Annotated in this window: 25 protein-coding genes and 1 tRNA gene; 6 read left to right on the top strand and 20 right to left on the bottom strand. The window is 68.5% G+C overall.

What is annotated here, in order from left to right; translation table 11 throughout:
• Nucleotides 1-89 precede the first annotated feature (89 nt).
• The 13 genes from RBB34_RS15005 to RBB34_RS14945 form a co-directional block, all read right to left on the bottom strand.
• On the bottom strand, nt 90-1004 hold the full coding sequence (locus RBB34_RS15005) for a F0F1 ATP synthase subunit gamma (RefSeq protein WP_306120044.1): 915 nt from the start codon (nt 1002-1004) through the stop codon (nt 90-92).
• Nucleotides 991-2535 (bottom strand): alternate F1F0 ATPase, F1 subunit alpha, encoded by a 1545-nt coding sequence (locus RBB34_RS15000; protein ID WP_306120043.1) that lies wholly within the window; start codon nt 2533-2535, stop codon nt 991-993. The genes RBB34_RS15005 and RBB34_RS15000 overlap by 14 nt, the downstream gene beginning before the upstream one ends.
• The gene (locus RBB34_RS14995) at nt 2528-3328 is read right to left on the bottom strand and encodes a hypothetical protein (RefSeq protein WP_306120042.1); all 801 of its coding nucleotides are present in this window, start codon (nt 3326-3328) and stop codon (nt 2528-2530) included. The genes RBB34_RS15000 and RBB34_RS14995 overlap by 8 nt, the downstream gene beginning before the upstream one ends.
• A gap of 3 nt (nt 3329-3331) precedes the next feature.
• Nucleotides 3332-3613: a F0F1 ATP synthase subunit C gene (locus tag RBB34_RS14990; RefSeq protein WP_306120041.1), complete on the bottom strand. Its 282-nt coding sequence runs from the start codon at nt 3611-3613 to the stop codon at nt 3332-3334.
• 2 nt (nt 3614-3615) lie between these two features.
• Nucleotides 3616-4344: a F0F1 ATP synthase subunit A gene (locus tag RBB34_RS14985; protein WP_306120040.1), complete on the bottom strand. Its 729-nt coding sequence runs from the start codon at nt 4342-4344 to the stop codon at nt 3616-3618.
• Nucleotides 4345-4347: 3 nt separating this feature from the next.
• A complete protein-coding gene (locus RBB34_RS14980; RefSeq protein ID WP_306120039.1) occupies nt 4348-4647 on the bottom strand; it encodes an ATP synthase subunit I in 300 nt (99 codons plus the stop codon).
• Nucleotides 4640-4945 carry an AtpZ/AtpI family protein gene (locus RBB34_RS14975; protein WP_306120038.1) on the bottom strand — a complete coding sequence of 102 codons (306 nt, stop codon included), beginning with the start codon at nt 4943-4945 and terminating at the stop codon, nt 4640-4642. Before RBB34_RS14975 ends, RBB34_RS14980 begins: the two co-directional genes overlap by 8 nt.
• On the bottom strand, nt 4942-5325 hold the full coding sequence (locus tag RBB34_RS14970) for a F0F1 ATP synthase subunit epsilon (RefSeq protein ID WP_306120037.1): 384 nt from the start codon (nt 5323-5325) through the stop codon (nt 4942-4944). Before RBB34_RS14970 ends, RBB34_RS14975 begins: the two co-directional genes overlap by 4 nt.
• Complete coding sequence (atpD, locus tag RBB34_RS14965) at nt 5315-6715, bottom strand: F0F1 ATP synthase subunit beta (protein ID WP_306120036.1); 1401 nt, start codon at nt 6713-6715, stop codon at nt 5315-5317. The genes RBB34_RS14970 and atpD overlap by 11 nt, the downstream gene beginning before the upstream one ends.
• Nucleotides 6716-6965: 250 nt before the next feature.
• Nucleotides 6966-7493, bottom strand: a complete 528-nt coding sequence (locus tag RBB34_RS14960; protein WP_306120035.1) for a universal stress protein — start codon at nt 7491-7493, stop codon at nt 6966-6968.
• 104 nt (nt 7494-7597) lie between these two features.
• Entirely contained in the window at nt 7598-8230 is a 633-nt protein-coding gene (locus RBB34_RS14955; RefSeq protein ID WP_346432545.1) for an alpha/beta family hydrolase, read from the bottom strand.
• Between the two features lie 45 nt (nt 8231-8275).
• Nucleotides 8276-8854, bottom strand: a complete 579-nt coding sequence (locus RBB34_RS14950) for an HPF/RaiA family ribosome-associated protein (RefSeq protein ID WP_306120033.1) — start codon at nt 8852-8854, stop codon at nt 8276-8278.
• A gap of 210 nt (nt 8855-9064) precedes the next feature.
• Nucleotides 9065-9139 (bottom strand) — tRNA-Phe (locus RBB34_RS14945).
• 254 nt (nt 9140-9393) lie between these two features.
• Here RBB34_RS14945 and RBB34_RS14940 point away from each other — a divergent pair.
• On the top strand, nt 9394-10470 hold the full coding sequence (locus tag RBB34_RS14940; RefSeq protein ID WP_306120032.1) for a Gfo/Idh/MocA family oxidoreductase: 1077 nt from the start codon (nt 9394-9396) through the stop codon (nt 10468-10470).
• Here the strand turns inward: RBB34_RS14940 and RBB34_RS14935 are convergent.
• A complete protein-coding gene (locus tag RBB34_RS14935) occupies nt 10445-10867 on the bottom strand; it encodes a hypothetical protein (RefSeq protein ID WP_306120031.1) in 423 nt (140 codons plus the stop codon). The two genes, RBB34_RS14940 and RBB34_RS14935, sit on opposite strands and share 26 nt — an antisense overlap.
• A 154-nt stretch (nt 10868-11021) precedes the next feature.
• Here RBB34_RS14935 and RBB34_RS14930 point away from each other — a divergent pair, with 154 nt between their 5' ends.
• Together RBB34_RS14930 and RBB34_RS14925 are read left to right on the top strand one after the other, a co-directional pair.
• Nucleotides 11022-11372, top strand: coding sequence for a DUF952 domain-containing protein (locus RBB34_RS14930; protein WP_306120030.1), 351 nt, complete (start codon nt 11022-11024; stop codon nt 11370-11372).
• Between the two features lie 2 nt (nt 11373-11374).
• The gene (locus RBB34_RS14925; protein WP_306120053.1) at nt 11375-12463 is read left to right on the top strand and encodes a quinone-dependent dihydroorotate dehydrogenase; all 1089 of its coding nucleotides are present in this window, start codon (nt 11375-11377) and stop codon (nt 12461-12463) included.
• Here the strand turns inward: RBB34_RS14925 and RBB34_RS14920 are convergent, their stop codons facing one another.
• The gene (locus RBB34_RS14920; protein ID WP_306120029.1) at nt 12464-13810 is read right to left on the bottom strand and encodes an MATE family efflux transporter; all 1347 of its coding nucleotides are present in this window, start codon (nt 13808-13810) and stop codon (nt 12464-12466) included.
• A gap of 92 nt (nt 13811-13902) precedes the next feature.
• On the opposite strand from RBB34_RS14920, the gene RBB34_RS14915 reads away from it, so the two are divergent.
• Nucleotides 13903-14811, top strand: coding sequence for a histone deacetylase (locus tag RBB34_RS14915; protein WP_306120028.1), 909 nt, complete (start codon nt 13903-13905; stop codon nt 14809-14811).
• A gap of 4 nt (nt 14812-14815) precedes the next feature.
• Here the strand turns inward: RBB34_RS14915 and RBB34_RS14910 are convergent, their stop codons facing one another.
• From RBB34_RS14910 to RBB34_RS14895, 4 genes are all read right to left on the bottom strand, one after another.
• On the bottom strand, nt 14816-15280 hold the full coding sequence (locus RBB34_RS14910) for a CAP domain-containing protein (protein WP_306120027.1): 465 nt from the start codon (nt 15278-15280) through the stop codon (nt 14816-14818).
• A 1-nt stretch (nt 15281) separates the two neighbouring features.
• Entirely contained in the window at nt 15282-15545 is a 264-nt protein-coding gene (locus RBB34_RS14905) for a DUF6460 domain-containing protein (protein ID WP_306120026.1), read from the bottom strand.
• Nucleotides 15546-15609: 64 nt separating this feature from the next.
• Nucleotides 15610-17343, bottom strand: coding sequence for a cisplatin damage response ATP-dependent DNA ligase (locus RBB34_RS14900; protein WP_306120025.1), 1734 nt, complete (start codon nt 17341-17343; stop codon nt 15610-15612).
• Between the two features lie 172 nt (nt 17344-17515).
• The gene (locus tag RBB34_RS14895; protein WP_306120024.1) at nt 17516-18526 is read right to left on the bottom strand and encodes a ligase-associated DNA damage response exonuclease; all 1011 of its coding nucleotides are present in this window, start codon (nt 18524-18526) and stop codon (nt 17516-17518) included.
• 76 nt (nt 18527-18602) lie between these two features.
• Between RBB34_RS14895 and RBB34_RS14890 the strand changes: the two genes are divergently transcribed.
• Both RBB34_RS14890 and pdeM read left to right on the top strand, forming a co-directional pair.
• On the top strand, nt 18603-21173 hold the full coding sequence (locus tag RBB34_RS14890) for a ligase-associated DNA damage response DEXH box helicase (RefSeq protein WP_306120023.1): 2571 nt from the start codon (nt 18603-18605) through the stop codon (nt 21171-21173).
• Between the two features lie 13 nt (nt 21174-21186).
• Nucleotides 21187-21876 carry a ligase-associated DNA damage response endonuclease PdeM gene (gene pdeM / locus RBB34_RS14885; protein WP_306120022.1) on the top strand — a complete coding sequence of 230 codons (690 nt, stop codon included), beginning with the start codon at nt 21187-21189 and terminating at the stop codon, nt 21874-21876.
• A gap of 7 nt (nt 21877-21883) precedes the next feature.
• Here the strand turns inward: pdeM and RBB34_RS14880 are convergent, their stop codons facing one another.
• Nucleotides 21884-22345 (bottom strand): DUF3429 domain-containing protein, encoded by a 462-nt coding sequence (locus RBB34_RS14880; protein ID WP_306120021.1) that lies wholly within the window; start codon nt 22343-22345, stop codon nt 21884-21886.
• Nucleotide 22346 lies beyond the last annotated feature (1 nt).

Raw genomic sequence — 22346 nt, 5'->3', positions numbered from 1 at the left:
GCTGACGGTTGTCAACTCCGTCCGCTCGGGCTTGCGGTGACGGCACAGCACGGATCGATCGCATCGCGGAGCGCGCCAGGGTCCTGACCCTACGGCACGATCCGACCCGATTGCGCCGACTCGAAGCCGGCGACGACGTCAAGCAGTTCGCGCGTGATCGTCTCCTGGCGCTTCTTGCGGAACTGCGATTGCAGGTCTTCGTGGCGCTCCTTTATGTTCCGCTCGGCGCTCTGCATGGCCGCCAGGCGCGAGGCATGCTCGCTGGCCAGCGACTCGGCGAGCGAGCGGTAAAGGACCACGAACAGGTGCTGGCCGATCAGCCAGTCGAACAGTTGCGCGCCGTGCATCCGGAACAGGGGCAGCGCCCGCGACGGCCAGGGTCGCCGGGAAAGCTGTTCGAGATAGCTGCGCGGCACCGGCAACAAGGCGCGCCGCACCGGTTCGGCCAGCGCCTGGCGGTTGCGACGGTTGTAGACCACATCGACTCTGGTCACGCCCTCCCTGCTGGACCATCGGTCCACCTCGATGGCCACCGTCTGAACCATCCCCGCCAGACCGGCCACCGAACCGGGCAGCGTGAAGATCCGGTCGGCGCGATGGCCGGCTGCCTCCAGCCTCGCCGCGGCCCGCAGGCCGATGACGCAAAGAAAGACACGCGGGGTCGTATCGCCCCTGGCGTCTTCGTCGATGGTCTGCCGCGCAAAGTTCGCAATGCGGTCGTTGAACCGCCCGCACAGGCCGCGATCGGAGCCGATCACGATCATGGCGCGCCGATGCCCATGGCGCCTCTCCTGCCCGGCGGGCGCCCGTTCGCCCTCGATGCGGCGCTGGCGCAGCACCGCCTGCAGGCCGAGTTCGACCGCTCGCTCATAGCTGACCATCGCCTCGACGGCGTGCTCGTATTGGCGGATCGACGCCGATGACAGCGACTTCATCGTGCGCACGATCGACTGGATGTCCTCGGTCGTCTCCAGCCGGGCGGCCAGCGCTTCAAGCGTTTCCATCGTCCTTGCCGTTCTTGCGGGCCGACCGCATGCCGTCGACCGCCGCGTCCATCGCCTCGATCAGCGCCCTGCGATCGCTGCGCTCAAGATCGGACCCCTGCGCGATCGTCTCGCAGATCTGTGCGCATTGCCGTTTGGCTGCCCGCCTGGCCTCCGCCTCGGCTTCGGCGATCCGATCGACGGGCACATCGTCGAAAAGCCCCTCGGTTGCGGCCAGCAGCCCGGCGATCTGGTCGTCAACGTCCAGATGCTCGTGCTCGCGCTGCGTGAGCACCGCGCGGACGCGCCGGCCGCGCGCCAGTCTGGTCCGGGTGTCCTCGTCGAGCTGCGTGCCGAAGCGGGCAAAGCTCTCGAGCTCCTCGAACTGCGAGTAGGACAGGCGCAGATCGCCGGCCACGGCACGGTAGGCGGGCAGTTGCGCCTTGCCGCCGACCCGGCTGACGGATGCTCCCACATCGATCGCCGGCAGATGGCCCTTCTCGAAAAGGCCGGGCGAGAGATAGACCTGGCCGTCGGTGATGGAGATCAGATTGGTCGGAATATAGGCGGAGATGTTCTGCGCCTGCGTCTCGATGATCGGCAGCGCGGTCAGCGATCCGCCGCCACGCTCGTCCCTGAGCCGGGTGGACCGCTCCAAAAGCCGCGAATGGATGTAGAAGATGTCGCCGGGATAGGCCTCGCGGCCCGGCGGCCGGCGCAGCAGGAGCGAAAGCTCGCGATAGGCGCGCGCGTGCCGCGTCAGGTCGTCATAGACGATCAGAACGTCCCGGCCCGCGGCCATGAAGTGCTCGGCCATGGTGGTCGCCGCATAGGGCGCGACGAACTGAAGCCCGGGCGCGTCATCGCCGCCGGCAACCAGGACGATCGTCCGTTCGAGCGCGCCGCCGTCGCGCAGCGCCTCGATCACGCGCGCCACGGCCGAGGCGCGCTGGCCGATGGCGCAATAGACCGAGATCACGCCGGTATCGCGCTGGTTGAGGATGGCATCGACCCCGATGGCGGTCTTGCCCGTCTGCCGGTCGCCAAGGATCAGTTCACGCTGGCCTCGGCCGATGGGTATCGCCGCATCGATCGCCTTGATGCCGGTCTGCAGGGGCTGGTCGACGGGCGCGCGGTGGATGATCGGCGGCGCGGGCCGTTCCACCGGCAGCCGGCCGTCGGCACGGATGCGGCCGCGATCGTCGAGCGGCCGGCCGAGGGCATCGACGATGCGGCCGAGCAACGCTTCACCCACCGGAACGTCGACCACGCGGCCCGTACGCCGGACCTTCTCGCCCGGCCGGATGCGCGTCGTCTGGCCCAGCACGATCACGCCGATGCGATGCTCGCCCAGATTTGAGGCAATGCCGATTTCGCCGCTGTCGAACGTGACCAGCTCGTCGGCCTTCAGATCGGTGAAGCCGGCGACTTCGGCAATGCCGTTGCCGACACTGAGCACACGGGCGACCTCGGCGATCGTCAGCGTCGGCTCGGTGTCGGCGAGCGCCCCGTCGATCAGGTCGAACAGTTCGTCGCCCAGCCGCTCAAGCATGCGACCGCTCCCGCGCCTGGCCGTCGGGCCCGTGGCTCGCCAGTTCCAGCGACTCGGCCACGATGGTTTCGACCCGATCGAGATATTCGCCGGCCGACCACTCGACGATCTGATCGCCGATCGTGATCCTGATGCCCATGAGCACGTCCTCGACCGTGCGATAATCGACCTTGATGCCATCGGCGATGGAGTCATGGATCGCACGCGTGATCCGGCTGCGCGCCGGCGCGGGCAGTTCCACGCCGGTTTCGACCAGCACCGGATCGTGAGTCCGCCCGGCCGCATCGGCAAGTCGCTTGCGCTGACCGTCGTCGAGGGTCTCGACCCGGTGGGCGAACCGGGATGCGAGCTGGGCCTGAAGTTCGGTGTCCGCGAAGTCGGCAACGATCCGCCGCATGGCCTTTAGGACGTGGCGCGCCATGCGCTTGCGCAGGGCCTGTTCGACGACGGACCGCTCGTCGTTCAGATGTTCGGCAAAAACGTCGCGCTGGTGTTCCATCTGCCGGCGGATTTCGGCTTCCAGCCGGTCGCGGAGCGCATCGGCATCGCGGCGCGCCTCCTGCAGGATCTCGTCCTTGCGCTCCTCGAGCGCCTGCTGCCGGTCGCGCCAGGCCTGGGCCTCGTCCTCGGCATCCTTGCGGGCCGCCCGCGCATCGGCCAACCGTTCCTCGATCCGCTCCTCCCGGCGCGCCATGGCGCGGGTGATCGGCTTGTAGAGAAAGCGCTGCAGCAGCCAGATCAGGATCAGGAAGTTGACGATCTGCGCGGCGACGGTCAGCCAGTCGATCTGCACGTGCTAGCCTCCCGCGGCGGCCTGTGTGGCGGCTGTCGTGAACGGATTGGCGAAGATCAGAATCATCGCCACGACGAAGCAGTAGATCGCCGTCGACTCGATCATGGCCAGGCTGACGAACAGGGTTCGCGTGATCGTGTTGGCCTCGTCGGGTTGCTGGGCGATGGCCATCAGCGCGTTCGAGGCGGCGCGGCCCTCGGCCAGCGCCGGTCCGATCGAGCCGATCGCGATGGTCAGCCCGGCGGTGATGATCGACACGACGGCGATCCAGGTGGCGGCGTCCATGCTCAGTTCCCTTGCTGCGTGTTGGTGTGGCTGCTTGCGCCGTCCCGGTCCTCATCGTCGCCTTGCCGACGTGCCCGGGTCGCCGAGGCGATATAGACCATGGCGAGCACGGCGAAGATGTAGGCCTGGATCAGCCCGGTCAGCAAGCCGAGCAGTTGCATCATGACCGGAAAGAAGAACGGCGCCACCGAAATGAGGATGCCGACGATGATCGTGCCGCTCATCACGTTGCCGTAAAGCCGGATCGCGAGCGCCAGCGTCCGCGAGAACTCGCTGATCAGATTGAACGGCAGCATCAGCGGCGTGGGCTGGATGTAGTTGCGCAGATAGGCGCCAAGGCCGCGCTGGGCGATGGTGAAGACCGGCACGGCGATCAGCACGCAAATGGCGAGCGCTGCGGTGGTCGACAGCGAGCCGGTCGGCGGCTGGTAGCCGGGCAGGATCGTCAGGAGGTTGGCGGTGGCGATGAACAGGAACAGCGTGCCGATGAAGGGCAGGTAGCGCTCGGGCGCCCGGGCGCCGACATCGGCGATCTGGTCGCGAATGCCCGAGACGATGACTTCGAGCATCACTTGCCAGCGCGAAACGGTCTCCCCTTCCGAAAGGCGCGAGGTGATGACCCATGAGCCCAGCACGAGCAGCGCCATTACGGCCCAGGTGAAGGCGATGGTGGCGTTGAGCGTCAGCCCGCGCCATTCATACAAGATCCACTGGTCCGGGCTGATATCCACCGTTCAGCGCTCCTGAAGGCCGCGTTTGACAATGCGTGTCGCCGCCAACCGTACCGCAAGAAAACCGAGGGCGGCCACGCCCAGTTCGACCAGACCGGTATCGGCGATCACCAGGAACCAGACGAGCGCCGCGACGACCAGCGCCATCCGCGCCAACGCGCCGGCGGCGAACACCCAGGCGCGGCCGCCATGGGCGAGCCGGTTCACCGACAGCCACAGCAAGCCGAAATGCAGCCCGCCAAAGGCGGCTCCGGCCGCCAGCGCCAGGGCCAGATCGGCCATTGCGGGCGCAGTTTCAATCATGGCGGCTCTCCCGCTGCACCCAGAACCAGGCATTCAGGCATCCCAGCGCGACCCCGCCGAACAGGCAGACCAGCGTCCAGGAGGTCTGGCCGCCGATCCGTGCGTCCAGCCACAGCCCAAGCGCGATGCCGGCCACGGTCGGCACGGCCACCGCCCAGCCGACCAGCCCGAACATGCCAAGTCCGTACCAGGGGCTCTGCTCCTGATGCCGACGGGCCTTCTGCTTGCGCCGCGCCTTGTGGACGATCTCGGCGGCCTCGCCGCGGTCGGTCCTTTCGTCTTCCGGTTCGGTCATCATGCCGGCCGGTCCAGTTCGCGAAGCCGGCGCACCATCTGCGCCTCAAGGCGCACCAGCGCGGTCCGGGCGGCCCGTTCGGCCTCGTCGAGCTGGCGGAACTCGCGATCGACGCGCCGGCGCAGCGTTTCAAGATCGTCGCTCAAGACCGCGTTGCGCGTCGACACCAGAACGTCCTCGCCGCATTTGACCAGCGTTCCCGAGTTGATCCCGGCATAGTGCTCCCGGCCGTTGTCGTAGACGACGATGCCCGGAACGAGCTGCGTGACGAAATCGATGTGCCTGGGCAGCATGCCGAACGCGCCATCGGGCCCGTCGGCCACGATCCGTTGCACGGGCTCGTCCAGCACGATCCGGTTCGGCGTGACGACCTTAAGGCGCATCGGCGCTTTCCTCCGATTGCCGTTCCAACTCGTCGACGGTGCCGATCATGTAGAAAGCGCCCTCGTCGCGGTCGGGGAACTCGTCGGCGAGAATGCGTTCGCAGGACGTCAGCGTGTCCTCGAGGTCGACCAGTTTTCCGGCCTGGCCGGTCATCTGCTCGGTCGAAAAGAAGGGCTGGGTCAGAAACCGTTCCAGGCGCCGCGCGCGGCGCACGGTGGCCCGGTCCTTCTCCGACAGTTCCTCGAGCCCCAGCATGGCGATGATGTCCTTCATGTCCTCGTACTCGGCAAGCGTGTTGCGCACATCGCGCGCCAGCCGGTAGTGCCGGTCGCTTACCGCGCCCGGCGTCAGGATCTTGGACGCCGAGCGCAGCGGGTCTATCGCCGGGTAGAGCCCCTCCGAGGCCTTCTTGCGCGACAGCACAATGGAGGCGGACAGGTGGGAGAAGGTGTGCGTGGCGGCCGGGTCGGTGAAATCGTCGGCCGGCACATAGACCGCCTGGATCGAGGTCATCGTGCCGCGGTCGGTCGAGCAGATGCGCTCTTCGAGGTCGGCCAGTTCGGTGCCCAGCGTCGGCTGATAGCCGACGCGCGAGGGAATGCGGCCCAGAAGGCCCGACACCTCCGAGCCGGCCTGCACGAAGCGGAAGATGTTGTCGATCAGCACCAGCACGTTCTGGCGCCGGTCGTCGCGGAAATATTCGGCCATGGTCAACGCCGCATGGCCCACCCGGAAGCGAACCCCGGGGCTCTCGTTCATCTGCCCGAACACCATCACGGTCCTGTCGAGCACGCCCGCCTCGCCCATCTCGCGATACAGTTCTTCGGCCTCGCGGCAGCGCTCGCCAATGCCGCAGAAAAGGCTGATGCCCTCATATTCGGCGACCATGTTGTGGATCATCTCGGTGATCAGCACGGTCTTGCCGACGCCGGCGCCGCCGAAAAGCCCCGCCTTGCCGCCGCGTTCGAGCGGGCTGAGTAGATCGATCGCCTTGATGCCGGTATGGAACATCTCGCCTTCGACGCGCCGGTGCGCCAGCGGCACCTTGCGGCCGTGGATCGACCGGCGCGGCAGGTCCTCGGGCGGCGCCTTGCCGTCGATCGTGTCGCCGAACACGTTGAGCATGCGGCCGAGCAGCGCCTCGCCGACCGGCACGGCGAGCGGGCCGCCGGTGTCGCGGACCGCAAGGCCGAGGCGAAGCTCGGGCGTCGGGTCGAGAACCAGCCCGCGCGCCAAATCGTCGCCGCTCAGGCTGGAGACCTCGATCGTCATGGACGGCTCGGAGAAGGTCACCAGCCGGGTGCCGATCTCGGGCACGGGTCCGGCAAAGCGCACTTCCGCAATGCCGCCCTGAAGCGATACGATGTGGCCGATGCGATCGCCGGTCAAGCTCGGTCTATCCCTTTTGCCTGGGCGCTCGGGCGCCGTGCCCGGCTGCCGCGCTGCCCCACTGTCCTGCAGTCCCGCTCGCTTGACCCGCAAGCGCGGCGGTCATGTCGTCGCCAAATACTACGCCAGGTCATGGTGTCCTGCCGCCAGCGTGAAGCCAAATGGCCCGCGCCGTCATTGATCGAGGTTAATGCGGCGGGCGAAAACCGGACCGGTGCCGGGTTCGACGCGTGCCGGGACGAACCGGCAGTCAGCGAACGGTGACAACGGTGCACTTTGCGTACTGCTGGACCTTGTGGGAGACGCTGCCAACCAGAAGCTGCCTGAGGCGGCCCAGACCCCGGCTGCCGACCACGATCATGTCGGCGCCGATATCGTCGGCGGTGTCCAGTATCGTGCCGGCATAATCGCCGCCGAGGACGCGCGTATCGACCCTGGCGGCCCCGGACTGCTTTGCCAAAAGGGCCGCGTTCTCGGCGATCCGCTCGCCCAGCACGGTCACGATGCGCGCCGTTTCCTCGGCGCTTTGCGAGGCGCTGAACACCTCGCCCATCGTGGCCGGTACGTTGGCAAGGCGCGGCATGGCCGCGCGCGAGACGTGCGGGACGATCCGCTCCACCTCGTTGAGTTCGCCCGCTTGCTCGGCCGCGTTGCCATGCAGCAGAACGTGCAGCACGGTCAGATTCGCGTCAAGGCAACCGGCGAGCCGGCCGGCCAGGGCGACGGCGCTGCGCGCGCCATCCGATCCGTCGGTGGCGACCAGTATCGTTTGGGTCATGACGTCCTCCTGTCGTTGTCTCCGGGAGCGCCCCGCCAGCGAACCCTTGCAGTGCCCGGGCGGGCGATGGCGGCCGCGCATCGAAGCCCGTGGCGAGCCGTGCCTCAGGGGCCGGGCCGGGGTGTCGGCCGATTGCCCAGATGCGTTGCGAACCAGTTGCCGGCCAGATCGATGACCTGGTCCAGCGTTCCCGGCTCCTCGAACAGGTGTGTGGCGCCCGCGACGATCGACAGCTGCTTTTCGCAGGTCAGTTCGGCGTAGGCCGACTCGTTGAGCGCGATCACGCCGCTGTCATTGCCGCCGACGATCAGAAGCGTGGGCGCGCGCACAAGGGCGAGCGCGGCCTGCGCCATGTCGGGTCTTCCACCGCGCGAGACGACCGCGTCGACATGCCCGGGGCTGTGCGCGGCGGCGACAAGGGCGGCGGCGGCGCCGGTGCTCGCGCCGAACAGGCCAATGGGCAGCGCGGCAAGGCGGTCGTCGCCGCGCGTCCAGTCGATGGCTTCGCCCATGCGCGCGGCCAGAAGCGCGATGTCGAAGACGTTTTGCCGATCCCGGGCCTCGGCTTCGCTCAGCAGATCGAACAGCAGGGTGGCAAACCCGCGTGCCTGCAGGCCCTCGGCCACCTGCCTATTGCGCGGGCTGAACCGGCTGCTGCCGCTGCCATGGGCGAAGATCACCAGGCCCGTTGCGCCTTCGGGCACGGCGAGAAAGCCGCCAAGCTCGTGCGTCCCCAAGGCGACCTCGACGGCTTGGGCAGTGGAGCGGCGGCCGGCCATCGCCTAGATGCCGCCGGTGAAGGCCTGGGCGCTGATCGGACGGACGGTGCTGGCGTGCGGGCCGCCTTCCCCGACGCCCTGGTCGACGACCAGTTCGACCGGCGAGCCCTCCGACAGCGCATCGAAATCACCGTCCACCACCGCATTGCGATGGAAGTAGACGAGCCGGCCGTCCGTGGCCATGATCTGCCCGAAGCCCCTTTCGATGTCGATCTCGGCGATTCGGCCCGTCAGTGGGGCGGCGCGGGCTTGCGGCCGGCCGGCATGGGTCTGCTTCCAGCGGCGCAATTGCCGCTCTGCGGCATCGAACGAATCGCGGATCGCGACCAGCACGTCCTCGTGCGCATTGACGTCGCCGGGCTCGTTGTCGACCGAGATCTCGCCGCCCGGCACGCGAAGCTCGATGCGCACCGCATAGTGATTGCCCTTGCGATGGTGACGATGCGGCGCATCGACGATCACGCGGCAACTGTTGATGCGTCCGAAAAACCGTTCGAGCCGTGCAATGCGTTCATGCACGCGCCGATCGACATTGCCCGAAGGCTCCATCCCCCGATAGGCGATCTCAGGTTCGGTTTGCATGTTGCCTCCGACGGCGGTCCTTGAGCACGACGGCCCGTGAACACTCGCCTTGGCCAGCCAGTCTAGCGCCTGGTCCCGCCAGCCCATTGATCCCAATCAAGTGCGGGGCGGATCGCCGCGGCCGTGCCGATCGGGCGCCAGCCGGGCCCTTCCTGCCCTTTCACGGGGAATGACGTGTCGCCGCGAATGGACCCTTCGCGCGAAAGCGCGTGGTGCCCGGGGGCGGATTTGAACCACCGACACGCGGATTTTCAATCCGCTGCTCTACCCCTGAGCTACCCGGGCACGAGAGGGCGGCGGAGCGATGCGTCCGTCGCATCGTGGCCTTCGCCGACTGGACGCTTGCGCGCCGCTCAGATCGCGCGGTTTATAGCACGCCGCATCGTCCTGTCCAGCGTGCCCGGACGGCTTTTTTCGCCGCTGTGGCGGGCCGTCCTCGCGGCCGGATCGAACCTGCGGGGCGGCACGTTTGCCGCTTGTTGAGACAAGCGTGCGATAACCGGCCGCACTGACGCCGCAAGCGACCGACGGGGGACGACATGGACGAAAAAGGCACCAATTGGGGCATCTGGGCGACCGGGACGATCGCGGCGAAATTCGCCGATGATCTCGACCACGTGCCCGGCGCGCGCAAGGCGGCGGTTTGCTCGCGCGACGCCGAACGAGCGCACCGGTTCGCCAATGCCCACGGCTTCGCCCGCGCCCATGGCGACGGCGACGCCTTCCTGGCGGACCCCGATGTCGACGTCGTCTACATCGCCTCGCCCCATCCGGCGCACAAGGCGCAGGCGATGGCCGCGATCGGCGCCGGCAAGTCCGTGCTGATCGAAAAGCCGATCACCATGCATGCCGCCGATGCCCGTGCCATCGGCGACGCGGCCCGAACGGCCGGCGTCTTCGCCATGGAGGCGATGTGGACGCGCTTTCTGCCGGCGGTGCAGCGCGCCCGGGCGATGATCGAGGCGGGCGAGATCGGCGCGGTGCGGCGCGCCGAGGCGAGCCTGGTCTTCCACCGGCCGTTCGAGCCCGGCCACCGGCTGTTCGACCCGGCGCTGGGCGGCGGGGCCTGCCTCGATCTGGGCGTCTATCCGATCTCGGTGGCGGCGCATCTGCTGGGACGGCCGCAGCTCGTCGAAAGTGCCTGGCTGGCCGCGCCGAACGGCGTGGACATCAGCGCCACGTTCACCCTGGCCTGCGGCAATGCGCCGATCTCGGTCGAAATCGGCTTCGTCGAGCGCGAAGATCAGGCCGGCGAAAACAGCTTCACCATCTTTGGCGAAGCGGGCACGCTGCGCCTCGACCGGCCGTTCCTGGCCGCCCAGGCGCTGAGCGTGTGGCAACGGCCGATGCAGACCGCACCGAGCGACCGGGGCCTGCGCGGCAGGCTGGCGCGGCGCCTTTCCATGGACGGACGCAAGCGGCTGCGCTGCCCCGCCCTGGGCTCGGGGCTCGCCCACCAGGCCGTGGCGGTGCAGCAGGCGCTGGCACGCGGCGACACGCAGCACGCGCTCATGCCGATCGACGAGAGCGCCGCCGCGATCGACATCATCGAACGGATCCTGGCCGAGCCCGCCGCCGGCGGGCGCCCGGCTACGGCTCGGACGGCTGCCGGTTGAGGCCGAACTCCTCGGCAAGGCCCATGAAGCGGCGCATGAACTCCTCCATGTAGCCAAGGCCGCGCTCGAACTCCTCTTCGGAGGGCAGGCCGTCGCGCTCGATCGCATCGGGCGCGGTGACGTTGAGCCGCCGCTCGAGCACGGCGACGCGCGCCTCCAGTTCCTCGAGCGCCTCCATCAGCGCGGTGCGGTCGTCGGCGGCCATCTGGCACACCATCTGCTCGCCGCGCAGCCGGCACACCGACATCTCGCCGGTCTGCGTGTCCATGCGCACATAGCCGTTGTCGGTCGGCTCCATGACATAGCGGCCCTGCGCCGCAGCGGGCAGCGCCAGGCCGGCGGCCAGCGCCAGCGCGAGCGGGCCCGAAACGGCGGCCTTGCGAATTGGTTTGAACATGGTCGATCCTCCTTGCGCGCGCAGCGCCCGGGACTTGTCCCTTCGACGGTTCGATGACACGACAATGCGTGAGAATTGTGATGGCGGCCGATGCACAAGGGGACAGCGCGCCGGCCGGGCTTGCGCTTTGCGCACGGCGTCGTAAACGGGGCCGATGGACCCGCTGATCTACAAGATCGCCACCGCCGCGCAATGGGCCGAGGCCGAAGCCAGGGGCGTGTTTGCCGGCGCGCCGGTCGATCACGCCGATGGCTACATCCATTTTTCCACCGCCGCGCAACTGGCCGAAACCGCCGCCAGGCACTTCGCCGGTCGGGCGGATCTGGTGCTGGTGGCGGTCGATGCGCGCGCGCTCGGCGCGGCGCTTCGCTACGAGCCCTCGCGCGGGGGCGATCTGTTTCCGCACCTTTATGCGCCGCTCGAACTGGACCATGTCGTCTGGGTCCGGCCGCTGCCGCTGGGCGAGGACGGGGTGCATGTGCTGCCGGAGCCCGCGCGCCGATGACCATGGCGCTGCGCGACCGGCTGGGGCGCTGGCTGACCTTCCGCTTCGATCCCGAGACCGCCCATGACATGGCGATCGCCGCGCTGAAGTCGGGCCTCGTGCCGGGCCAGCGCGCCGATGCCGACCCGCGCCTTGCCGTCCGGACGGCGGGACTGGCCTTTCCCAACCCTGTCGGCGTCGCCGCCGGGTTCGACAAGAACGCCCAGGTGCCGCACGCTCTGCTGGCGATCGGCTTCGGCTTTGCCGAGATCGGCACGGTGACGCCGCGACCGCAGGCGGGAAACCGGCGGCCGCGCGTTTTCCGCCTGGCCGAGGCGCATGCCGTGATCAACCGCATGGGGTTCAACAATGCCGGCCACGCGGTCGTCAGGGACCGGCTTTCAAGGCGTCCGGCCGGCGGCGTTGTCGGCGTCAATATCGGCGCCAATGCCGACAGCCAGGACCGTATCGCGGACTATGTCAGCGGGCTGACTGAATTTTACGATCTGGCGGGCTATTTCGCCGTCAACATCTCCTCGCCGAACACGCCGGGGCTGCGCGCGCTGCAGGGGCGGGCGCAACTGGCCGCGCTGCTCGAACGCCTGTCGGAGGCGCGCCGTGGACTGATCGCGCAGGGCCGGCGCCGCGTGCCGATCTTCGTCAAGATCGCGCCCGATCTGGAGGAGGGTGCGCTCGACGACATCGCCGCCGAGGTCGCCGCCAAGGACATGGACGGCATGATCGTCTCCAACACGACGCTGGCGCGCACCGGGCTCGCACGTGATCCGGGCCAGGCGGGCGGGCTGTCGGGCCGGCCGCTGTTCGAGCGCGCGACGATCATGCTCGCAAGGACGCGGCAGCGGGTCGGCCCCAGGATGACGCTGATCGGCGTGGGCGGGGTCGACAGCGCCGCGGCCGCCCTTGCCAAGATCGAGGCGGGTGCCGATCTCGTCGAGCTCTATACGGGCATGATCTATCAGGGCCCGCAGCTTGCCGCGCGCATCCTGGGCGGGCTGTCCGACAGGCTGGACCGGGAAGGCGTTTCGTCGATCGCGGCGCTGCGCGACCGCAAGGTCGAGGAGTGGGCGGCGCGGCCCCTGCCGGGCGCCTGATCAGGCACCGAAGATCGTTCGCGCGCGGCGCGGCAGGAGGGCGGCGAGCGTCAGCCCGCGCAGGCCTAGGAACAGGTTGAGCGAGAACCACAGCGCGTGGTTGCCGAAGACCGGGATCAGCGCGAACGCGCTTGCCAGATAGATCGCCAGCGAAACCAGCATCATGTTGCGCATGTCGGCCGACCAGGACGCGCCGACATAGACCCCGTCCATCTGGAAGGCGAGCACGCCGGCAATCGCGGTGACCGCCGCCCAGACGAGGTAGGCTCGCGCCTCGGCGCGCACATCGCCGGCCGTGGTCATGATGTCGATGAAGACCGCGCCGGCGACCAGCACGACCAGCGTCGTGAAGCCGGCGAGCACGAAGCCCCAGACGGCGGTCAGCCGCACCGCGCGCCAGAACGCCGGCCGGTAGCGCGCGCCGACCGCGCGCCCGACCAGTTGCTCGGCGGCGACGGCGAAGCCATCCAGATAATAGCCGGCGATGAAGAAGAAGTTCATCAGGATGGCGTTGGCGGCGAGCGTGACCGCGCCGAACTGCGCGCCAAAGCGCGTGAACATGGCAAAGGCCGCCAGCAGCGCAAACGAGCGTATCATGATGTCCCGATTGACCGCGATCAGGCGCAGGAACAGCGTCTTGTCCATGACGCGCCCGAGCGAGGGCGCGGCCTGCCTGTCAAAGCCGCGCCACAACCAGACGAGCGCGCCGATGGCCACGCTCGTCTCGCCGATCACCGTCGCCCAGGCGACGCCGGCGACGTCCCAGCCTAGATGAAGCCCCAGAAGGATCGAAAGGGCGATGTTGATGCCGTTGATCAACGTCTGCAGCACGAGACCGGCAATGGCCCGCGCCTGTCCCAGCAGCAGGCCCAGGATCGCGTAGTTGATCAGCGTGAAGGGAGCGGCCAGAAAGCGGATCGCGACATAGGTGCTCGCCGCCGCGGCCACATCCTCGCCCGGCGCCATGAACCACAGGCCAAGACCGCCGATCAGCGGCGCGATCGGCACGAGGACCGCGCCGGCGATGGCGGCGATGATCACCGCGCGCCAGAACACGGCCTGCTGCTCGGCCTGGTCGGCGCGACCGACCGCCTGGGCGACGAAGCCGGTCGTGCCCATGCGCAGGAAATTGAAGGTGGTGAAGACGATGTCGAACAGGATCGCGCCGATGGCGAGCCCGCCGATCAGCGCCGCATCGCCGAACTGGCCGACCACGGCGGTATCGACGATGCCGAGCAGCGGCGTCGTCAGATAGGCCAGCGTCATCGGCACCGCGATGGCGAAGACCATGCGGTTGGTCACCTCGAAGGGGCGCGGACCGGTCTCGGCGGCGGTGCTCGTGTCCATGGCGCTGCCCTGCCCGATCGGCGCGGCCCCGGCAAGCCATGGCAGGGCGGGCGCGATTGCATTTGCGGTGGTCGGGCCTACCTTTTGCGGCGATGCCGCTGCCCATCGTGCACAACCCTTCCTATGACGCCCGCTTCCCGGCCGGGCACCGCTTTCCGATGCGCAAATATGCGCGCCTGGCCGAGGTGCTGATCGAGGAAGGGCTTGCCGCGCCCGGCACGTTCATCGTGCCGGGGCCGGCGCCGGCCGCATGGGTCAAGCTCGCCCATGAGGCGGCCTATGTCGACCAGGTCTTCGCCGCCGCCGTGCCCGAACAGGTCGGCCGCGAAATCGGCTTCGAGGTGAACGAACGCACGGCGCTGCGGGCCCGTTGCGCGACGACCGGCACGGTAATGGCCGCCCGCCTGGCGCTCGAGTGCGGCATTGCCTGCAACACGGCCGGCGGCAGCCACCATGCGCGCCGCGCGCAAGGGGCCGGTTTCTGCACCTTCAACGACGTCGCCGTGGCGGCGCTGGTGCTGCTGGCGGCCGGAGAGATCGCGAACGCGCTGGTCGTCGATCTCGACGTGCATCAGGGCGACGGCACCGCGGAGATCTTCGCCGGCGACGATCGCGTCTTCACCGCCTCGCTGCATGCCCAGAAGAACTATCCCGTGCGCAAGCAGGTCTCCGACTTCGACCTCGGCCTGCCAGACGCCATGGAGGATGCGGCCTATCTGAAGACGCTGGCGCTGGCGCTCGAGGAGCTGCGCGGGCGCGTACCGGCGCCGGACATCGTCTTTTACAATGCCGGCGTCGATGTGCATCGCGACGACCGGCTCGGCCGGCTGTCGCTGACCGATCACGGGCTGGAAGCGCGCGAGCGCATGGTGATCGCTCATTTCCGCGCGCGCGGCGTGCCGGTGTGCGGCGTCATCGGGGGTGGCTATGACCGCGATATCGACGCGCTGGCGCGCCGCCACGCCACGCTGCATCGCGTCGCCGCCGAATTCGCCTGGTGACCGGTCAGGTCGTCAGCACCATCGCCCAGTAGGGTCGGTTGTCGGTGTCCGGATTGCGCGCCACGGCGACGCCCAGCCCGGAAAAGTCGCCGAGCATGTTCCTGCGGTGACCGGACGAGCGGATCCAAACGGTCATCACCGTCTCGACATCGGGCTGGCCGCGCGCGATGTTCTCGGCCGCCCCGCCATCGACGCCGTTGCGGCGCACGCGGGTGAGGAAATCGCCATGCTCCATGCGCCCGCGCCGGGCCATGGTGCGCGCCGCATCGAGCGCGGCACGCTCGGCCGCCCGGTCCGGCCGCACCGGATCGAGGCCCTGGCTCCTGCGCAGATCGTTGATCTGACCGAGCGCCTTGCGCGTGACGACGTCGGCCGGCAGGTCGAGCGAGCCGAACAGTGCATCCAGCGAGGTGCAGCCGGCGAGCAGCGTCGCCCCGCCGCCGAGGACCAGCGCGCGCCGTGCGATCATCTCAGCTCCTTCGGTAGTTCAGAATGCGGATGACGATGAAGATCGGAATGACGACGCTCGCGCCCAGAATCAACCAGTCGCCGAACCGGCCGAGCGCTGCCCAGCCGCTTTCCCACAGATTGACGACGAAATCGCGCACCGCTACGAACACGTCGAGCGGGGCGATCTCGAACACGCTCATCACCATGCCGACGAGCAGCGATATCACCAGCAGCTTGATGATGGTGCGGCCAAGGCTGTCGCCGAGCAGGCGATTGGTGTTCATGGCATGCGGCTCCATTGTCCTCGCGCCGCCGAGCTAGGCCGAAAATGCGGCGATGACAAGAAGCTCAATCGAGCATCGCCTCGAGCGTTTCGAGCCGGTCGGCCTCGTGCGGCGGCTTGTCCCATCTGAGCCGCGCAATGCGCGGAAAGCGCATGGCGACGCCCGATTTGTGCCGCGCCGACCGGTTCAGCCCCTCGAAGGCAACCTCCAGCACCAGGCCATGGTCGGGCTCGGCGCGCACCGAGCGCACCGGGCCGAACCGCTCGATCGTATTGTCGCGCACATATTTGTCGATCTGTCTGAGCTCGGCGTCGGTGAAGCCGAAATAGGCCTTGCCGACCGGCACCAGGGCCGGATCGTCCGCCGCGCCGGTCCAGACGCCGAAGGTGTAGTCCGAATAGAAGGACGATCGCTTGCCGTGCCCGCGCTGGGCGTACATCAGCACCGCGTCGATCAGGAACGGGTCGCGCTTGTACTTGAACCAGGGCCCCTTGGGCCGGCCGGGCACATAGGCGCTGTCGCGCCGCTTGAGCATCAGCCCCTCGATCACCGGTTCGGGCGCGGCGTTGCGCATCCGGCCGATCTCGTCCCAGGTGGAGAACGGCACCAGCGCCGACAGGTCGAACCGGTCGGCCGGCAGGTCGGCGACGAACGCCTCGAGCCGGGCGCGGCGGGCTTCGAAGGGCAGTGGGCGGAGGTCGTCTTCGCCCTCCTGCAAAAGATCGTAAGCGCGCACGAGGGCGGGGAACTTCGCCTGCTGCTTGGCTGAGACCGTCTTGCGGTTCAGCCTTTGCTGCAGGTCGCCGAAGGCGCCGACGCGGATCGCGCCGTCCTCGTAATGGCCGACCAGCAGTTCGCCGTCGATCGCGCCGTCGAAATCCATCGCGGCAAGAAGGTCCGGAAAGGCGTGCGAGATGTCATCGCCCGTGCGCGAATAAATCCGCGCGACGCCGCGCTCGGCGGTCGCCTGCACGCGGATGCCGTCCCATTTCCATTCGGCGAGATAATCGGCCGGATCGTAGCGGGCCAGTTCATCGAGATCGGTCGGATTGGCCAGCATGACCGGCCGGAACGGCGCGGCCGCCGCGCTTTCGGGCTTGGGACCGGTGCCGTCGAGCCAGGCGAACAGGTCGGCATAGGGGATCTGAAGCCCGTGCCAGAGTTCCTCGATCTCGGTGACGTCCTTTTGCCCGTAATCGGCCAGCGCCTGCTTGACCAGGCGCGAGGACACGCCGACGCGCATGCCGCCGGTGATCAGCTTCAAAAGCGCGTAGCGGCCGGGCGGATCGAGCGCATCGAGCATCGCCGCGACCAGCTTCGGTGCGTCTGAACGGGAGGTCTTCTGCAGGGTTTCGACGATGGTGGCGAGGGAGAGGTCCGCATCCTTCACCTCCCCCTTGAGGGGAGGTCGGTGAGGATCGCGTAAGCGAGCCGAACCGGGTGGGGGTTCTTCACCATCGCTCACCCCCACCCCGACGCTGCGCGTCGACCCTCCCCTCAAGGGGGAGGGTGACGGGGGCTCTCGCTCGCCCGGCCAGATCAGGCTCACCGTCTCCGCCAGATCGCCGACGAAATCATACGAATAGCCGAACAGCACCGGATCGACGCGCTCGGCGACCAGTGCGCGGATCATCGCCGGCTTGACCGAGGGAATGTCGAGATCGCGGGTGATCGCGGCGATGGCATAGCCGCGGTCGGGATCGGGCGTCGCGGCGACATAGTCGACCAGCAGACGCAGCTTGGCGTTGCGCGACGGGGTGAGGACCAACCGGTCGAGCAGTTCGGCGAAGGGTTTCATGCCGCCAGCCATCGTGCCGACACGACGACACCCCCCTCTGTCGGCATAGCCGACATCTCCCCCACAAGGGGGGAGAGCAGGCGGGTGTTGCGGACCCCGGCTCCCACTCTCCCCCCTTGTGGGGGAGATGTCCCGTCAGGGACAGAGGGGGGTGTTGCCGCCGCGCAAACCATCACTCCGCCTCGTCCTCATAACCGACCAGATTTAGCGGCCGGGCCCGGATCTGGTGCAGTTCGCACCAGCGCACCAGCGCCTCCTCGCGGCCGTGCGTGACCCAGACCTCGGACGCGCCGGTGTCGCGGATGGTCTCGGTCAGCTCGTCCCAGTCCGAATGGTCCGAGATGATCAGCGGCAGTTCGACGCCCCTTTGCCTGGCGCGCTGGCGCACGCGCATCCAGCCCGAGGCGAAACAGGCGACCGGATCGGGAAAGCGCCGTGCCCAGCGGTCGGCAAAGGCAGAAGGCGGGCCGACGATCACTTTGCCGGCAAACTGGTCCTTTGCGCCCTTTTCGATCGTCGCCGGCGCCAGCGGACCCAGATCGATGCCGCGGTCCCGGTAGTAGGCGCAGAGCTTTTCCATCGCGCCGTGGATGAAGATGGTCTCGGCGTAACCGGCCTGGCGGATCAGCGCGATGACCCGCTGCGCCTTGCCGAGCGCATAGGCGCCGACCAGATGGGCGCGCTCGGGAAACCGGGCAAGGCTTTCCATCAGACGGGCGATTTCGCCGGCATCGTCGGGATGGGTGAAGACCGGCAGGCCGAACGTCGCCTCGGTGATGAAGACATCGCACGGCACGAGGTCGAACCCCGTGCAGGTCGGATCGGGCCGCCGCTTGTAGTCGCCCGAGGCGACGATGCGCGTGCCACCCTTCTCGACGGCGATCTGCGCCGAGCCGAGCACGTGGCCGGCCGGGTGCCAGGAAACGGTCACGCCATTGATCGTGACCACCTCGCCATAGGCGGCTTCCTGCGTGGCGCCGGCGAAATTTTCGCCATAGCGGATACCCATGATGTCGAGCGTCTCGCGCGTCGCCATCACATGGCCGTGGCCGGCGCGCGCATGGTCGGCATGGCCGTGCGTGATCAGCGCCCGGTCGACCGGCCTGACCGGATCGATGTAGAAATCGCCGGGCGGGCAGTAGAGCCCCTTTGCGGTCGGATGCAGAAGCGCTTCGGGTTTCATGGGCCCGAAGATAGATGCCGGCCTTTTTCACGCAAGCCGATTGCGGAACTTTTGGCGAACGCTATGGTCGGCGCCGATGCGCTCCGTCACACCCCCCAACACCGCCCAGGCGGACATGGTCTCGCTGCCCGAGCCGTTCCTTGGCTGGTTCGCCACAAGGGGCTGGCAGCCGCGCGCGCACCAGCTCGAACTGCTGGCCAAGGCCGAGGCGGGCCTTTCGACGCTGCTGATCGCGCCGACCGGGGCGGGCAAGACGCTGGCCGGGTTCCTGCCGGCGCTGGTCGATCTCGCCCGCCGCGGCAAGCCCAGGCCCGGCACGATCTGGCCCGGCGTGCACACGCTCTATGTCTCGCCGCTCAAGGCGCTGGCGGTGGATATCGCGCGCAATCTGGGCATGCCGATCTCGGACATGGATCTGCCGGTGAAGATCGAAACGCGCACCGGCGACACGCCGGCCTCCCGGCGGCAGCGCCAGAAGCTGAACCCGCCCGACATATTGCTGACGACGCCCGAGCAGGTGGCGCTGCTGTTGTCGCACAAGGATGCCGACCGGTTCTTCGCCGATCTGCGCTACGTGATCTTCGACGAATTGCACTCGCTCGTCACCTCCAAGCGCGGGCAGTTGCTGGCGCTGGGGCTGGCGCGGTTGCGCGCATTGCGGCCATCGCTGCAGACCATCGGCCTGTCGGCGACGGTCGCCGAACCGGACGAGCTGCGCCGCTGGCTGGTGGCGCAGGCGCCGGACCGGCGGCCCATGGCCGAACTGATCACGGTCTCGGGTGGCGCGAAGCCCGAGATCACGATCCTGAAATCGGTCGAGCGGGTGCCGTGGTCGGGCCATTCTGCGCGCTATGCACTGCCCGAGGTGTATGAGGCGATCAGGGCGCACCGGACGACGCTGGTCTTCGTCAACACACGGTCGCAGGCCGAACTGATCTTCCAGGCGCTGTGGACGCTGAACGAGGACAGCCTGCCGATCGCGCTGCACCATGGCTCCCTCGATGTCGGCCAGCGGCGGCGGGTGGAGGCGGCGATGGCGCAGAACGCGCTGCGCGCGGTGGTCGCCACCTCGACGCTCGATCTGGGCATCGACTGGGGCGATGTCGATCTGGTCGTCCATGTCGGCTCGCCCAAGGGCGCCAGCCGTCTCGCCCAGCGCATCGGCCGCGCCAATCACCGCATGGACGAGCCGTCCAAGGCCATCCTGGTGCCGGCCAACCGGTTCGAGGTGATGGAATGCCAGGCCGCGCTCGACGCCAACTATCTGGGCGCCCAGGACACACCGCCCATCGGCCGGGGCGCGCTCGACGTCCTGTGCCAGCACATCCTGGGCATGGCATGTTCGGCGCCCTTTCACGCCGACGCGCTGTTCGCCGAAGTCACCAGCGCCGCGCCCTATCAGGACCTGCCGCGCGAGACCTTCGACCGGTGCGTGCATTTCGTCGCCCATGGCGGCTATGCGCTCGCCTCCTATGAGCGCTATGCACGCATCAGGCACGGCAAGGACGGTCGCTGGCGCATCGCCCACCCTTCGGTCGCCCAGCAATACCGGCTCAATGCCGGTACGATCATCGAGGCGCCCGAACTCGCCGTGCGGCTGACGCGCCCCGGCGCCGGCGGCAAGGCACGCGGCGGCCGCGTGCTCGGCAAGATCGAGGAGGTGTTCCTCGAACAGCTGACCTGGGGCGACACCTTTCTGTTCGCCGGCAAGGTGCTGCGCTTCGAGGGCATCCGCGAGAACGAATGCTACGTCTCCAACGCCGACACGCGCGATGCCAGGGTGCCAGCCTATATGGGCGGCAAGTTTCCCACGACGACCTATCTTTCGGCGCAGGTGCGCGCCATGCTCGCCGACCCCGCCCGGTGGCACCGGCTGCCCGAGCAGGTCTCCGAATGGCTCGGCTACCAGAAGCTGAAATCCGTTGTGCCCGGCGCCGACGACATGCTGGTCGAGACCTTTCCGCGCGGCGACCGGTTCTACATGGTCGCCTATCCGTTCGAGGGGCGGCTGGCGCACCAGACGCTGTGCATGCTGCTCACGCGCCGTCTGGAGCGCGCGCGGGCGCGGCCGCTCGGCTTTGTCGCCTCCGACTATGCGATCTCGATCTGGGGCCTGCGCGACATGGGCGCGATGATCGCCGACAGGAGCCTGTCGCTGACCGAGCTGTTCGCGCAGGACATGCTGGGCGACGATCTGGAGGCCTGGCTCGACGAAAGCTTCGTGTTCAAGCGCACCTTCCGCCATTGCGCGCTGATCGCCGGGCTCATCGACAAGCGCCATCCGGGCAAGGAGAAGTCGGGCCGGCAGGTGACCGTCTCCACCGACCTCGTCTACGACGTGCTGCGCAGCCACGAGCCCGACCACATCCTGCTGCAGGCGACCCGCAACGATGCGCGCGCGGGCTATCTCGATGTCGGCCGGGTCAATGACCTGCTCTCTCGCATCGAGGGGCGAATCGTGCATAAGAGGCTCGATCGCATCTCGCCGCTGGCCGTGCCGGTGATGCTGGAAATCGGCAAGGAGCCGGTGATCTCGGCTGAGACGGACGACGCGCTGCTCGCCGAAAAGGCGGCGGCGACCGAGGATCTCGTGCGCGAGGCGATGGGAGAGGACATGGTGGGCGGAACCGATGCAGCCGGCGATTGACGTTGGCCACACAATGCAGACGGCGCAGGCATTTGCGCTCGATCTGGGCGGCGAGCGCGCCCTGCTCGACCCGGCCGGCATCGCCTATTTCGTTGCGCCGCGCATGCTGGTCGTCGCCGATCTGCACCTTGAAAAGGGTGCATCGTTCGCGCGCCGGCGCATGTTCCTGCCACCCTACGACACGACCGCCACGCTGGCGCGGCTGGCCGCCCTCGTCGCCAAATACGATCCCAAGGTGATCGTCAGCCTGGGCGACGGCTTCCACGACGACCAGGCGAGCGACAGCCTCGAGGCGTCGGCAGTGCGGGCGATCGAGGCGCTCGCCGCCGGGCGAACCATGGTCTGGGTCACCGGCAATCACGATCCCTCGCCGCCGCGCAACGTGCCCGGCGAGGCCGCCAGCAGCCTGACGCTCGGCGCGCTGACCTTCCGCCATATCGCCGAGCCCGGCCATGACGGAGCGGAGGTCTCTGGCCACTACCACCCCGCCGCGATCGCGCGCGGGCGCGGCAAGTCGGTGCGCCGGTCGTGTTTCGCCTGCGATGGCACGCGGCTCGTCATGCCCGCCTTCGGCGCCTATGCGGGCGGGCTGAACGTGCGCGACCGCGCCTTTTCCGGCCTGTTCAGGCCGGCGGCGCTGCTGGCCTACATGCAGGGGGTCGACCGGATCTTTCCCATCGCGGCCCGGGATCTGATCGGATAAGGCGCCTTCACACGATTTGCGAAAGCGCCGCCGCCAGCATGGTCGGCGTCACGAGCCAGGTCAGCACGGTGCGCAGCAGGCCGAACCAGCGCGGCGCCCCGCCCTTGGCGACCAGCGCGCGGTCCCACCAGCCCATTGCGGCGAATCCTGCCGCGAACATGACGAAACCCCAGCCGGACGGCGCAAAGAACGCGGCCCAACCCCAAAGCGAGGGCATGACCGACACGAACAGCGCCGGCACCGCCGTGTCCCGCTCGGCGTGGTTGACGGCAATGCCCCAGCGAATGCCGCCCAGGAACGACAGGATGATCGCCGCATACACCTTGAGCGCGACCAGGCCGGTCGTCTGGGCGAAGGTCGCGCCCGGAACGAACTGCGCGCCGGTGAGCACCGCGAACGGCACGAAGCCCGAAAGCGCGAGCGCAAGCGGAATGCGGCTTTCCCAGGCCTGGCGGTTCTTCAGGACCACG

It is taken from the genome of Roseitalea sp. MMSF_3546, from assembly GCF_030732865.1.
Classification (GTDB): domain Bacteria; phylum Pseudomonadota; class Alphaproteobacteria; order Rhizobiales; family Rhizobiaceae; genus Roseitalea.
Note: the sequence above shows the minus strand (reverse complement) of the source record. Positions and strands in the feature narration are given on the sequence as shown.